This window comes from Streptomyces sp. NRRL F-5755, assembly GCF_001279365.1.
GTDB classification, from domain to species: Bacteria; Actinomycetota; Actinomycetes; order Streptomycetales; family Streptomycetaceae; genus Streptomyces; species Streptomyces rimosus.
In genome coordinates this window covers 38,922-52,963 of the sequence record NZ_LGCW01000285.1, presented here as the reverse complement: position 1 = coordinate 52,963, position 14,042 = coordinate 38,922, and the positions used below count along the sequence as shown (strand labels likewise).

The following is a 14,042-nucleotide window of genomic DNA, read 5'->3' as shown; positions in this document are numbered from 1 at the left end:
ACCGGCGGAGCGGCCTGATCCGATGCCGTTGTCGTTCGGGCAGCAGCGGATGTGGTTCCTGCACAGCTTGGAAGGGCCGAGTCCGACCAACAACATTCCCCTCGCTATTCGTCTGACCGGGGAATTGAACGTCGCGGCGTTGGAGGCGGCCTGGGGCGATGTGGTGGGGCGGCACGAAACCCTGCGCACCCGCTACCCCGACGACGGCGGCAGCGCCCACCAGGAAATCCTGGCCGCCGTACCAGCACGGATCGAAACGGCCGCTGTCAGTGACGATGCGCTGGACGCCGCCATGGCCGCCGAAGCCGCCCGCGGTTTCCGTCTCGAAACGGAACTGCCCTGGCGGGCCACGCTTTACGAGATATCACCGACCGAGCATGTGCTGCTGATCATCGTGCACCACATCGCCGCCGACGGCTGGTCCATGGGCGTCCTCATGCGTGACCTGTCGGCCGCCTACACGGCGCGGGCCGAGGACCGTGCGCCCGACTGGGCGCCGCTGCCCGTCCAGTACGCCGACTTCACCCTCTGGCAGCGCGACCTCCTCGCCCAGGACACCGAGGACGGCCTCTTCGGCCGGCAGCTCGACTTCTGGACCCGTACCCTCGCCGGCCTGCCGGAACAGCTGGAGCTGCCCTTCGACCGGCCCCGGCCCGCGGCCGCCAGCCACCGGGGAGCGATGCTGCCGTTCACCGTGGACGCCGCCGTGCACCGGCGGTTCCAGGAGATCGCGCGGGAGTGCGACGCGACACTGTTCATGGTCGCGCAGGCCGCCGTCGTCGCGCTGCTGTCCCGGCTCGCCGGCGCGGAGGACATACCGCTGGGCACGCCCATCGCGGGCCGTACGGACGAGACGCTGGACGGGCTGGTCGGCAACTTCCTCAACACGCTGGTGCTGCGCACCGACGCCGGGGGCAACCCCTCCTTCACCGAGCTGGTCCGGCGGGTACGCGAGGCCGATCTCGCCGCCTACGCCCACCAGGACCTGCCGTTCGAGCACCTGGTGGACGTACTGAACCCGGTCCGCTCGCTGGCCCGGCACCCGCTGTTCCAGGTCGCCTTCGCCCTCCAGAACGCGCCGGGCACCGACTTCGCGGCCCCCGGCCTGGGCGCCGAGGTCGTCCCGGTGGGGCTGACCAGCTCGAAGTTCGACCTGTCGGTGGTGCTGCGCGAGCGGCCGGACGGCGGCGGCCTCGACGGGCTGCTGGAGTTCGCCACCGACCTGTTCGACCCGGCCACCGCGCAGGCGCTGACCGAGCGCCTGGTGGCGGTGTTCGGCCGGTTCGCCGACGACGCGCGGGCCCGGGTGGGAGACCTCGACCTCCTGCTGGACGGTGAGCGGGAGCGGCTGGTGTCCGGGGTGAACGTCGGTCCGTCCGGCGCCGGTGCCGCGGGACGGACGGTGCCCGGCCTGTTCGAGCAGGCCGCGGCCCGTCACCCGGACGCGGCGGCCGTGGTGTCCGGCGCGCTGACTCTCACGTACGGGGAACTCGACGCGCGGGCGAACCGGTTCGCGCACCACCTGCACGCCCAGGGGGTCGGCGCGGGGGACCGGGTGGCGGTGCTGCTGCCCAGGACCGCCGAGCTGGTGACCGTCCTGCTCGGGATCGCCAAGGCGGGCGCCGTGTTCGTGCCGGTGGACACCGCGTATCCGGCCGAGCGGGTGCGGTACCTGCTGGAGGACGCCGCCCCCGCGCTGGTGGTGACCGAGGTGCCGGCGGCGGACGTGCTCGACGGCTTCCCCGCGTCGCCGCCCCCGGTACGGGTGTCCCCGGACTCCGGCCTGTACGTGATGTACACCTCCGGCTCGACCGGAACGCCCAAGGGCGTCATGGTCACCCACGGCGGTGCGGCGGCGCTCGCGCGCGACGCGTGCTGGGGGGACATCGGAACGGGCCGGGTGCTGTTCCACGCGCCGCACGCCTTCGACGCGTCGGCCTTCGAACTGTGGGTGCCGCTGCTCGGCGGCGGCTGCGTCGTGGTCGCGCCCGCCGTGGACATGGACGGCGGGACGCTCGCCGGACTCGTCGCGGAGCACGAGATCACGGCGGTGCATGTCACGGCCGGACTGTTCCGGGCGCTGGCGCAGGAGACGCCCGAGTGCTTCGCGGGCCTGCGGCACGTGCTGACCGGCGGCGACGTGGTGCCGCCCGAGGCGGTCGCCCGGGTCGCCGAGGCGTGCTCCGGCGTCACGCTGCACCACCTGTACGGACCGACCGAAACCACCCTCTGCGCCACCACCCACACCCTCCCGCCCGGCGCGGAAGCCCCGCCCGTCCTGCCGATCGGCCGTCCGCGCGACGGCACCCGGGTCTACGCCCTGGACCGGTTCCTGCGCCCCGTCCCGGTGGGCATGCCCGGCGAGCTGTACATCGCCGGGACCGCCGAACGGTTCGTGGCCTGCCCGTACGGCGGCGGGCGCATGTACCGCACCGGGGACCTGGTGCGCTGGGACCGGGACGGGAACCTCGTCTTCCTGGGCCGCGCCGACGACCAGGTGAAGGTCCGGGGCTTCCGGATCGAGCTCGCGGAGGTCGAGGCGGTGCTCGCGCGCTGCCCGGGCGTCGAGCAGGTGGCGGTGCTGGCGCGGGAGGACCGGCCGGGCGACAAGCGGCTGGTGGCGTACGTGGTCGGGAACTCCGTACACATACGGGACTTCGCGGCCGAGCGGCTGCCGGACTACATGGTGCCGTCGGCGACGGTGGTGCTGGACGAGCTGCCGCTGACCGTCAACAGCAAGGTCGACCGGGCCGCCCTGCCGGCTCCCGACTACGCGGCGGCGTCGGCGGGGCGGGCTCCGCGCACCCCGCTGGAGACGCTGTTCTGCCACCTCTTCGCGGAACTCCTCGGCATCGGGACGCCGGACGACGCCACGCAACCGTCCGTTCCCGTCGCCGCGGACGCGAGCTTCTTCGAGCTCGGCGGCGACAGCATCATCTCCCTGCTGCTCGTCGCCCGCGCCGCCAAGGCCGGATACCGGATCACCGCGGCCGAGGTCTTCCAGCACAAGACACCGGAAGCGCTCGCCCTGGTCGCCCGGCCCGTCACGGAGGACGACATCCGGCACGACGACGGCCACGGTGTCGTCCCCCTCACCCCGATCATGCGGGAGCTGGCGGCGCGCGGCGGACCGGAGGTGCTGGCCGCCCGCTTCGCACAGTGGACCGTCGTACGGGTCCCCGCGCGGGCCGGGCTCGACCGGCTGACCCGGGCCGTCGAGAAGGCCGTGGACCACCACGCCATGCTGCGGGCCCGCCTGGTCGTTCCGGACGGTGCGGAACCGTACCTCGAAGTCGGCGACGCGGCACCCGTACCGGACCGGGTCCGGCGCGTCGATGCCACGGGACTGACGGGCGAGGCGTTCGAGGACCTGATCGACGCCGAGGCACGGGCCACGTCCGGCCGGCTCGACCCGCGTACCGGCACCACCCTGCGAGCGGTCTGGTTCGACCGGGGGAGCGGGCGGTCCGGACGGCTCGTGATCGTCGTGCACCACCTGGTCTTCGACGCGGTTTCCTGGCGCATCCTGCTGCCGGACCTCGCGGCGGCCTGGGCCGAGCCGGACGCGGAACTCGCGCCGGTCGCGGCCGCGTTCCGTACGTACGCCGGTCAAGCGGCGGCGGCCTACCGGCCACGGCCCGCCGGGCCGCTCCAGGGCACCGAAGGGCAGATGCGGCAGCGCACGTTCACCGTGCCCGCGCGGACGGCCGAAGCGGTGCTGACCACCGTGCCCGCCGCCTTCCACGCCACCACCGGCGACGTGCTGCTCGCCGCGCTCACCGCGGCCCTCACCGAGGACCGGCCCGGCCCGGTCGTCCTGGACGTGGAAGGGCACGGCCGCGACGGCGACCTGGACCTGTCGCGGACGGTGGGCTGGTTCACCACCCTGCGCCCGGTCCGCCTGGACGCGGGCGTCACCGACTTCGACGAGGTGCGCGCGGGCGGCCCGGCCGCTGGCCGGCTGCTCAAACGCGTCAAGGAACAGGCCGCGCAGGCATCCGGAGACCTGCCCACCCCCGCGGCCGGATTCAACTACCTGGGCCGGTTCGCCGTCGCCGGCCCGGACACCGGTGACTGGCAGCCGGCCGGCCCCCGCGCCATGGGCGCCGACGCCGACCCGGAGCTGCCCGCCCTGCACGCGCTGGAGTTCGGCGGCCTGGTCCGCGACGGCGACACCGGCCCCGAGCTGGTGCTGCTGGTGTCGTGGCTGGACGGGGCCCTGACCGAGAACGGGGCCGAGCACCTGGCGGACCGCTGGACCGCCCTGCTGGCCGGGCTGGCCGCGCTCGGCGAGGCCCCGCACGCGGGCGGCCTGACCCCCTCGGACCTGCCGCTGGTCGACCTGACGCTCGGCCAGCTGGAGGCCCTGGAGGACGACTTCAATGAAATACCCGGTACGGGAGGTATGCCGTGGAACGCCGCATAGAAGATGTGTGGCCGCTGACGCCGCTCCAGGAGGGACTGCTCTTCCACTCCCTCTTCGACGAGCGGGCCGAGGACGCCTACGTGGTCCAGGACGCCGTGGACATCGAAGGGAACCTCGACGCGGCCGCGCTGCGCGCCTCCTGGCAGGCGCTGGTGGCCCGGCACGCCACCCTGCGGGCCTGCTTCCGCCAGCCGCCGGGCCTCGAACAGCCCGTCCAGGTCATCCCGGCCCGCGTGGAGCTGCCCTGGCGGGACGTCGACCTCAGTGACCGGTCGCCCGAAGCCGCCCTCGCGGAGGCGGAACGGCTGGCCCACGAGGACCGCGTACGGCGCTTCGACCTGGCCGTACCGCCGCTGCTCCGGCTGATGCTGCTGCGCCTCGGACCGGACCGGCACCGGCTGATCTGCACGAACCACCACATCCTGATGGACGGCTGGTCACTGCCCACGCTCCAGCACGAACTGTGGACCCTCTACGAGGCGGGTGGGGACCCGTCCGGCCTGCCGCCCGTACCGCCCTACCGCGACTACCTCGGATGGCTGGCCGCCCAGGACAAGGAAGCCTCCCGCGCCGCGTGGCGGGCCGACCTCGCCGGGCTGCGCGAACCGACGCTGCTGGCACCGTCGGCGAGCCGCCCGGCGCCCTCCGCCGGACACGAACAGATCTCCGCGAAGCTCGACCGGGCCGCCACCGAAGCGCTCACCGAACTGGCCCGCCGATCCGGCCTGACCCCCAACACCTTCGTCCAGGGCGCCTGGGCGCTCCTCCTCGGCCGCCTGCTGGGCCGGGACGACGTGGTGTTCGGCGCGACGGTCGCGGCCCGCCCCGCCGAACTGCGCGGCGTGGAGAGCATGCTCGGGCTGTTCATCAACACCATTCCCGTACGGGTGCCCCTGACGGCCGACCGGCCGGTGGCCGAACTTCTCACCGGCGTGCAGACCCGGCAGGGCGCCCTCATCTCCCACCAGTACCTGGGGCTGAGCGAAATCCAGCGCGCGGGCGGGCCAGGAGCCGAGTTCGACAGCCTGCTGGTCTACGAGAGCTTCCCGCGCGGTCCCCTGGCGGAGGAGGAGGGACCGCCGCTGAAGCTCACTCCCGTACGCGCCCACAACGTCAGCCACTACCCGCTCAGCCTGGCCGCCTTCCCGGGCCCCGAGCTGCTGTTCCTGCTCACCCACCGCCCGGAGCTGATCGACCGCCGCAGTGCGGAACTCCTGGCCGCCCGATTCGTCGGCATTCTTGGCCAGCTCGCGGCCGATCCGGACATCAAGGCCGGTGACATCGACATCCTCGTCGACGGCGAGGCCGACCGGCTCCTGCACGGCGTCAACACCGGCGCCGCGGGCCCCGCGCCCACGACCGTCCCGGAACTGTTCGCGCGGGCCGTACGACAGCACGCCGACGACATCGCGCTGGTGTCCGGCGAGACGACCCTGACGTACGCCTGCCTGGACGCGCGGGCCAACCAGGTCGCCCGCCACCTGCACGCCGCCGGCACCCGGCCGGGAGACCGGGTGGTGGTCACCCTCGCCCGCTCGCCCGAACTCGTCGTCGCGCTGCTGGGCGCGGCCAAGGCCGGGGCGGTGGCCGTACCGGTGGACACCGCCCTGCCCGCCAAGCGGGTACGGGCCCTGCTCGACGACGCCGCGCCCGCCGCCGTCCTGACGGAGACCGACGTCGAGGACGCCCTGCGGACCCGCGCCGACACCCCGTTCACGACCACCGTCACGCCGGACTCCGGCCTGTACGTGATGTACACCTCCGGCTCGACCGGCGAGCCCAAGGGCGTCGTCGCCACCCACGGCAACATCACCGCCCTCGCCCTCGACGCCTGCTGGGACGGCATCGCCACCGGACGCGTCCTCTTCCACGCCCCGCACACCTTCGACGCCTCCACCCTCGAACTGTGGGTCCCGCTCCTCAACGGCGGGCGGGTGGTGATCGCGCCACCGGACGACCTCACCGCGAAGGCGCTGGCCCGCCTGGTCACCGACCACGAGCTGACGGCCGTGCACCTGACGGCCGGGCTCTTCCGCGTCCTCGCGCAGGAGACGCCCGAGTGCTTCGCCGGTCTGCGGCACGTCCTGACCGGCGGCGACGCGGTACCGGCCGAGGCCGTCGCGAGCGTCCGGGACGCCTGCCCCGGACTCACCGTCAGCCACCTGTACGGGCCGACGGAAACCACCCTGTGCGCCACCACCTTCGCCGTCGGCCCCGGCGCACCGGCCCCGGCCGTCCTCCCGATCGGCGGCCCGCGCGACGCGGTACGGGTCTACGTGCTGGACGCCGCGCTCCGGCCGGTCCCGCCCGAGGTCACGGGGGAGCTGTACATCGCCGGGCAGGGCGTCGCCCGCGGCTACCTCGGCCGTCCGGCGCCGACCGCCGAACGGTTCGTGGCGTGCCCGTACGAGGGCGGCGCCCGGATGTACCGCACCGGCGACCTGGTCCGCTGGGACCACGACGGGCAACTGGTCTTCCTGGGGCGCGCCGACGACCAGGTGAAGATCCGGGGGTTCCGGATCGAGCCGGCCGAGATCGAGGCCGTCCTCGCCCGCTGCCCCGGGGTGACGCAGGTCGCGGTGCTGGCCAGGGAGGACAGGCCGGGCGACAAACGGCTGGTCGCGTACGTCGTGGGAGACGCGGCGGGCGTACGCAACTTCGCGGCCGAGCGGCTGCCCGACTACATGGTGCCGTCGGCGACGGTGGCCCTGGACGCGCTGCCGCTGACCGCCAACAGCAAGGTCGACCGGGCCGCCCTGCCCGCCCCGGACCTCCCGGCCGGATACCGCGGCCGCGGCCCGAACTCGCCGGTGGAGGAGATCCTGTGCTCCCTGTTCGCCGAGATCCTGGGCGTCGCCCGGGTCGGCGCCGAGGACGGGTTCTTCGATCTCGGCGGCGACTCGCTGCTGGCGGTCCGGCTCGCCGGACGCGTGCAGGCCGTCCTCGGCAAGGACCTGGAAGTGCGCGAGCTGTTCGAGGCGCCGTCCCCGGCCGACCTGGCCGCCCGCCTGGCCGACACCGCCGAGCAGCCCGTACCGGACGCGGGACCGCGCCCCGACACCATCCCGCTGACACCCGGTCAGCGCTCCATGCTCTCCGGCGAGAGCCGGTACAACATCCCGCTGACGGTACGGCTCGGCGGTCCGCTGCGGCCGCACGCCCTGGAAGCGGCCTGGAACGACGTACTCGCCCGCCACGAATCCCTGCGCACCCGCTTCACCGAGACGGCCGGGCAGGTGATCACCGAGCCCGCCCCGGTGGCCCTTCCCGTCGTACCCGTGACCGAGGACGAGCTGACCGCCGCCCTGGACACGGCCCACGCCCGTCCCTTCGACCTCGCCGCCGGACCGCCCTGCCGGGCCACCCTCTTGGCTCTCGCACCCGACGACCACGTGCTCCAGATCGTGGTGCACCACATCGCCGCGGACGGCTGGTCCACCGGGCTGATCGCCCGTGACCTGTCCACCGCGTACGCCGCACGCGCGGCCGGCGGCGAACCCGGGTGGGCGCCGCTGCCCCTTCAGTACGCCGACTTCGCCGTACGGCAGCACGAGCAGCTGGCCCGCCTCGACGACCCGGACAGCCCGTTCGGCCGCCGCCTCGCGTACTGGACCCGCGTCCTCGCCGATCTGCCGCAGCAACCTCTGCTGGCCCCGGACCGGACACCGCCGGACCCGCCCACCGGCGAGGGCGGCCAGGTCACCTTCGTGGTGGACGAGGCCGGGCACCGGGCCCTGCTGGAGACCGCGCGGCGCGAGCGGGCCACCCTGTTCATGGTGCTGCGGGCGGCCGTCGCCGCCCTGTGGGCGCGGCGCGGCGCCGAGAGCGTCCCGATGGGCACCGTCTCCGCCGGACGTGCCGACGACGCGACGAGCGACGTGGTCGGCCTGTTCGCCAACCATCTGGTGCTGCGCGCCGACGCGGGCGGCGACCCGGCGTTCGCCGAACTCGTCCGCCGGGTACGCAAGGCCGACCTCGCCGCGTACGCGCACGAGGACCTGCCGTCCCAGCCCGTTGAGGAACGCCTCGGACACCGGCCCTTCCAGATGATCATCGGGATGGAGAACCTGCCGGAAGCGCCCTGGGACCTGCCCGGCCTCACGGCCCGGCCGCTTCGGCCCGCCCACCGCAACCGCGGCGCGGCACGCAGCGAACTGGCCGTCACCCTACGGGAGTTGAGGTCGGACGGCGGCAGTCCGGCCGGCGTCGAGGGCGTCATCTGGTACAGCGCCGACCTGTATGAACGGCCGACCGTGGAAGCGCTGGCCGCCCAGCTGACCCGCGTACTGCGACAGGTCGCAGCGGAACCCGGGGCGAAACTCGGCCGCCTCCGGATCGACCCGCCCACGGCGGCGGACGGCCGCCCGCACCGGGACGCGAGCCCGGCGCCATGACCCATTCCACCGCAACACGTCCCGCACCGAGCGGGCGGCGACAACAGGAAGGTGCCCGGATGTCCGGCAATCTGGCGATCCACGCCGACGGCCTGCAGAAGAGCTATCCAGGGCCGGGCGGCGCGGTGGAGGCCGTGCGCGGCCTCTCCCTGAGCGTGCCGAAAGGAGAGTTCTTCGGACTGCTCGGCCCCAACGGCGCCGGCAAGTCCACCACCATCGGCATGCTCACGACCATGATCCGCCCCTCGGCGGGCCACGCCGGGATCTGCGGCCTGGACATGGCCGCCGACCCGGTGGCGGTCAAACGGCGCATCGGCGTGGTGGCGCAGGACAACACCCTCGACATCGAGCTGACCGTGGCCGAGAACCTGGAGTTCCGCGGCCGGTACTTCGGCCTCGGCCGCCGCGCCGCCCGCGCCAGGGCACAGGACCTCCTCGCGCTCTTCGGCCTGACCGACCGCGGCCGGGCCCGCGTCTTCGAACTCTCCGGCGGGCAGCTCAAACGCGTCATGATCGCGCGGGCCCTGGTCCACCGCCCCGACGTGCTCTTCCTCGACGAACCGACGGCCGGCCTCGACCCGCAGTCCCGCCTCCACCTGTGGGACATCCTGCGCGGCCTCCAGGCCGACGGGCAGACGATCCTGCTCACGACGCACCACATGGAAGAGGCCGAGACACTGTGCGACCGGCTGGCCGTGATCGACCACGGCCGGGTGCTGGCCTGCGACAGCGCCAAGGCGCTGCGCGACTCGATCGGCGCGGAGACCGTCGTCACCATCGTCCACGAAGGCGGCGACTTCGACCTCGCCGCGGTGCGCGCGATGGCGCGCGCCGACCGGGTGGAGGCAGCGGACGGACAGGTACGGGTCTTCGCCAAGGACGCCGACGGCGTGCTCAGCGACCTGGTCGCGCTGGCCACCAAGGCCGGGCTCACCGTCCTCGACGCGTCCCAGATCAGCCCCAGCCTGGAAACCGTGTTCCTGACGCTGACCGGACGGGAGTTCCGCGAATGACCACCACCGTACTGACCAAGGCACCCGCCGTCCGCAGCCGGACCCTGCACACCTTCGCGGCCATGATGGCGCGTGACGCCCGGGTGCTGCGCCGCAACTTCGTGATGAGCGCCGTACGCATCGTCATCCAGCCGCTGCTGTTCGTCTTCGTCTTCGCCTATGTGCTGCCGAAGGTGGGCGGCGGCGGGGCCGGACCCGGGGGAGAGGCGTTCTCCACCATCATGGTGCCCGGCCTGGTGGGCTCCTCCATGGTCCTCCAGGCGATGGCCGCGGTGACCTTCCCCCTGGTCATGGAGCTGTCCGGGCCCGGCGCCATCGAGGACCGGGCGCTCGCGCCGGTCCCGGTCCGGGTGCTCGGGCTCCAGAAGATCCTCTCCGCCGTCGTCGAGGGCCTGGTGGCGGGCGTCCTCGTCTTCCCCGTCGTGCTGCTGGTGCACGCCCAGGGACAGGGCCCCGCGGTATCGGTCGCCAACTGGCCGATGCTCGTCTTCGTCCTGCTCGCGGGCGCGGTGCTGGCCGCCGCGATCGGCATGTACCTGGCCACCCGGATCGACCCGCGCCAGATCCAGGTGCTGTTCACCCTGGTGATGTTCCCCGCGATGATGCTCGGCTGCGTCTACTTCCCGTGGTCGTCGCTGGACGGCACGCCCTGGCTGCAGATCGCCGTGCTCTTCAACCCGATGGTCTACATGAACGAGGGACTGCGCGCCGTCCTCACACCCCAGGTCGGCCACATGCCGACGTGGGCCTTCCTCACCGCCCTGGCCGTGGGCGCGGCCGGGTTCGTATGGCTCGCCATGCGCTCGTTCGCCCGCCGCGTCACGCAGTGACGCGGACACCACCGGCAGAGGCGCCTTTCCCGGCGCCACATATCCGGTACCGGCAATTCCCTCCCGCAACCGAAAAGGAGAACACCATGTCCGCTTCCCACGAGAACCACACACCCGAGGCCCGCGTTCCGGCTCCGCCCCAGCCGGCCGCACCCGAGGCCCCCGCCCCGCCGCCGGCCCCTTCGGTACCCGGCACCCCGGTCGCGCCGTCGGCTCCCGCCGCGCCGCGGCCGGCCCGCCCGAAGTCCTCGACGGCCGAGGAGCCGCCGCCGTTCGACGCCCCCGAAGCCCCGCCGGCTCCCGAGGCGCCCGCCCCGCCGGAGATCCGACACCCGTAACCGGTACGGGATTCATGCGGACCGCGGGTCGTCGCCCGCCGCCGTCCACTGCGCCGAATGGGACCCCGTGAACCGGGAACCCGGCCGGCATGGGATTGCTCACGCGCATGGAGAAGACGGTGGAGCACTGGGAAAGTGCGCTGGTCGACAAGGTGCTCGGGAACGACCCGGTCGAGCTGTGCGACGACCTGCGACGCGAGTGCGACGACCACGCCGTGGTGGCCGCCCACGACCGGGTGCTCGTCCCCAACGCCTACAAAGTGGAACTCGCCCCCGCCGTACACGAACAGCTCGGCGAGCGGGAAGCGCAGATCGGCCAGGAGCTGACCGACGTACTGGCCCGGCACGCCGCGGAGCACCACTACGAATGGGCCGGCCCGCTCACCGTCCACGTGACCCGGGCCGGGAAACCCCTCGACGGCCGCTACCGCATATCCAGCCAGGCCATGCCCAACATTCCGGCGGACGCGTTCAGCGGGACGCCTCCGGCGGCACCGCGGACGACAGCGCCCGGGACGTGAAGTCGACAGGAGGGGACGGACCTGCGCAGAGATTTGCCATGATCTGTCCAACTCGACGGCTCTTGCGGCCAATGCCCCAACACGCCGCCCAGCCTCCCGCCTTGGCTTGAACCCGGTGTCACGTCCGTCACCTGCGACGACTGTTTTTGATCTGTGAGGAATGACCGGTGCCGTTCGGGGAACCCGGTCCTACGCATCGTCGTCGACACTCAGGAAAGGGCGAGTCATGACAACGGCAGCAGTGCGGACTGTGGAGCTCGACCAGGCGACCGGCACCGACCGGCCGTCGGGCGGGGCAGCGGGCGTTGCCGAGGGACTGCCGTGGGTCGAGGACGCGGGCAAGATCGCCCCCAAGGACGCACGCGAGCTGTCGAAGCTGTTCTTCGACCGGCTCCAGGTCCTCGAAGAGGGCACACACGAATACCAATACGCGCGCAATACGCTCATCGAAATGAATCTGTCGCTGGTGCGGTTCGCCGCCGGCCGGTTCCGCAACCGCGGAAGCGGCGAGATGGAAGACATCATCCAGGTCGGCACGATCGGCCTCATCAAGGCCATCGACCGCTTCGACCTCTCCCGCGAGGTGGAATTCACCTCCTTCGCCGTCCCGTACATCGTCGGTGAGATCAAGCGCTTCTTCCGCGACACCAGCTGGGCGGTGCACGTGCCGCGCCGCCTCCAGGAACTGCGGGTCGAAATCGCCAAGGCCAAGGAACAGCTCGCCGGCACCCTCGACCGCGACCCCACGGTCAAGGACCTGGCCACCCATTTGAAGATCACCGAGGAAGAGGTCCTGGACGGCCTCATCGCCGCCAACGGCTACGCCGCCGGCTCCCTGGACTCGCCCAACGAGCAGTCCGACGACGGCCCGGCCAACGGCAAGGCCCGTACCGTCGCCGACACCATGGGCGACACGGACCCGGCCATGGAAACCGTCGAGAACCTGCACGCGCTCGCCCCGCTCATCCAGCAACTGGACGACCGGGAGCGCCAGATCATCGAAATGCGCTTCGGCCAGGAAATGACGCAGTCGAAGATAGGGGAGGCGCTCGGCATTTCCCAGATGCACGTTTCCCGGCTGCTGGCCCGTACCCTGCGCAAGTTGCGTACCGGCCTGTGCGTCGAAGCCTGACGCTTTTCCCGTTGCCGATATTCCTACGACGAGGAGAGGACAACACGTGCTGATGGCCCACCCCGCGGTCCTGCGGGATCTTGTCGAGCGTTACGAGACGGCGCGGGCCCACCACGCGGAGCAGGGCACCGACGCATCGCGCCGGCGGCTGGAGGACGTGACCTACACGCTGTGCGTCTCCACCGGGACCCGCAGACCCGAGGACGCCCTCGCCGCCGCCCGGCAGCAGCTCGCGACCGCGCCCCGTGTGGCGGACGCCACGCACCGGGTGAAGGACGCGGCACCGGCGTCCGGTGCCGACGTACAGCTGACCGCCTGAGCACGACGATGGCCCCGCTCCCCCTTCCGGGCCGCCGGGAGGGGGAGCGGCGTTTCGGCCGGTCAGAAGAGCTTGTCGTAGATCTGCCAGCCGCCCCCGACCAGCTCGCTGCGTTCCTCGGGGATCACCATGCCTTGGCTGCGCTCGCCTTGGTGCAGCCACAGCCGGCCGCCCCCCGACCCGCGGGCGACCATGTCGGCCAGGTTGTCGCCGTCCACGTCCCGGACACCGGTGATGTCGTGGTAGCTGCCCCAGCCCTCGCTCACCCGGACACGCGGATAGAACGGCTCCTCGTAGGAGGGGGACCCGGTGGCCTTGTAGGCCCACAGGACGCCGTCGAAATCGCGGGCCAGGACGCCGTCGCTGTAAGTGACCACATTCTTATAGGCGTTCCAGCCGCCGCCGACCTTCACCGGCGGCCTGAAAGGCTCGGTGGGCTCGCCCGTACCTGCGTAGAACCACAGCACGCCGTTGCGGTCGCGGGCCACCAGGTCGTTCTTTCCGTCGTGGTTGGTATCACTGGCACCGGCGATGCGGGAGTACCGGTCCCAGCCGAGTCCGATCTGGATGCGCGGTTCGAAGGGCTGGGAGGGGTCACCGCTGCCCTTGTAGAAGAACATCATTCCCGTCTTGTCGACGGCCACGACATCCCCCTTGCCGTCGGCGGTCGTGCCGTTGAGCGACGTGATGTCGGCATGGGCGTCCCACCCGCCGCCGATCTGCCGCCGGGGCTTGAACGGCGTGTACGAGTAACCGGTGCCCTCGTACTGCCACAGCTCGCCGTCGTGATCACGGGCGTACAGGGTCGGGCGCTCGGACGCGGGCCGTTCCTGCGCCTGTGCCGGGTGCGCCGCGGGCGCGGAGACGGGCGCGCCGGGCGTGGTGGCGGTGGCGGAGGCCGCCGGCAGCAGGGCCGCGGCGACGGCGACGGCCGCGACCGCCGCCGGACGGGAACGGCGGCGCGCTCGCTTCGTTCGGAACACAGATCCTCCCTATCGATGTGCCGCCTTTCCGGCAGGGCCGGAAAAGAGCGGCGTATTTCGTCTTCCGTGCGGGGGAGCGGTGTGCC

General features: G+C 72.6%; 9 protein-coding genes. 8 read left to right on the top strand and 1 reads right to left on the bottom strand.

Annotation, left to right across the window (positions count from 1 at the left end):
• Positions 1–22 precede the first annotated feature (22 nt).
• The 8 genes from ADK86_RS29480 to ADK86_RS29445 all read left to right on the top strand — a co-directional run bounded on the left by ADK86_RS29480 (position 23) and on the right by ADK86_RS29445 (position 12,973).
• Complete coding sequence (locus tag ADK86_RS29480; protein ID WP_078952344.1) at positions 23–4,426, top strand: non-ribosomal peptide synthetase; 4,404 nt, start codon at positions 23–25, stop codon at positions 4,424–4,426.
• Positions 4,411–8,820 carry a non-ribosomal peptide synthetase gene (locus tag ADK86_RS29475; protein ID WP_078952343.1) on the top strand — a complete coding sequence of 1,470 codons (4,410 nt, stop codon included), beginning with the start codon at positions 4,411–4,413 and terminating at the stop codon, positions 8,818–8,820. Before ADK86_RS29480 ends, ADK86_RS29475 begins: the two co-directional genes overlap by 16 nt.
• A 59-nt stretch (positions 8,821–8,879) precedes the next feature.
• The gene (locus tag ADK86_RS29470) at positions 8,880–9,833 is read left to right on the top strand and encodes an ABC transporter ATP-binding protein (protein WP_053699354.1); all 954 of its coding nucleotides are present in this window, start codon (positions 8,880–8,882) and stop codon (positions 9,831–9,833) included.
• Positions 9,830–10,663 (top strand): ABC transporter permease, encoded by an 834-nt coding sequence (locus ADK86_RS29465; protein ID WP_053699353.1) that lies wholly within the window; start codon positions 9,830–9,832, stop codon positions 10,661–10,663. Before ADK86_RS29470 ends, ADK86_RS29465 begins: the two co-directional genes overlap by 4 nt.
• An 86-nt stretch (positions 10,664–10,749) precedes the next feature.
• Positions 10,750–11,001, top strand: coding sequence for a hypothetical protein (locus ADK86_RS29460; RefSeq protein WP_053699352.1), 252 nt, complete (start codon positions 10,750–10,752; stop codon positions 10,999–11,001).
• 89 nt (positions 11,002–11,090) lie between these two features.
• A complete protein-coding gene (locus ADK86_RS29455) occupies positions 11,091–11,522 on the top strand; it encodes a DUF3662 domain-containing protein (protein WP_053699351.1) in 432 nt (143 codons plus the stop codon).
• Between the two features lie 226 nt (positions 11,523–11,748).
• Complete coding sequence (locus ADK86_RS29450; RefSeq protein WP_050506586.1) at positions 11,749–12,654, top strand: RNA polymerase sigma factor SigF; 906 nt, start codon at positions 11,749–11,751, stop codon at positions 12,652–12,654.
• 46 nt (positions 12,655–12,700) lie between these two features.
• Positions 12,701–12,973, top strand: coding sequence for a DUF5133 domain-containing protein (locus tag ADK86_RS29445; RefSeq protein ID WP_053699350.1), 273 nt, complete (start codon positions 12,701–12,703; stop codon positions 12,971–12,973).
• A 62-nt stretch (positions 12,974–13,035) separates the two neighbouring features.
• Here the strand turns inward: ADK86_RS29445 and ADK86_RS29440 are convergent, their stop codons facing one another.
• Complete coding sequence (locus ADK86_RS29440; protein WP_053699349.1) at positions 13,036–13,956, bottom strand: hypothetical protein; 921 nt, start codon at positions 13,954–13,956, stop codon at positions 13,036–13,038.
• Positions 13,957–14,042: the final 86 nt, after the last annotated feature.

What these genes read in the sequence shown, in the direction of transcription:
- ADK86_RS29480 (WP_078952344.1), top strand. Translation starts at nt 23, where the DNA reads ATGCCGTTGTCGTTCGGGCAGCAGCGGATGTGGTTCCTGCACAGCTTG.
- ADK86_RS29470 (WP_053699354.1), top strand. Translation starts at nt 8,880, where the DNA reads ATGTCCGGCAATCTGGCGATCCACGCCGACGGCCTGCAGAAGAGCTAT.
- ADK86_RS29465 (WP_053699353.1), top strand. Translation starts at nt 9,830, where the DNA reads ATGACCACCACCGTACTGACCAAGGCACCCGCCGTCCGCAGCCGGACC.
- ADK86_RS29460 (WP_053699352.1), top strand. Translation starts at nt 10,750, where the DNA reads ATGTCCGCTTCCCACGAGAACCACACACCCGAGGCCCGCGTTCCGGCT.
- ADK86_RS29455 (WP_053699351.1), top strand. Translation starts at nt 11,091, where the DNA reads ATGGGATTGCTCACGCGCATGGAGAAGACGGTGGAGCACTGGGAAAGT.
- ADK86_RS29450 (WP_050506586.1), top strand. Translation starts at nt 11,749, where the DNA reads ATGACAACGGCAGCAGTGCGGACTGTGGAGCTCGACCAGGCGACCGGC.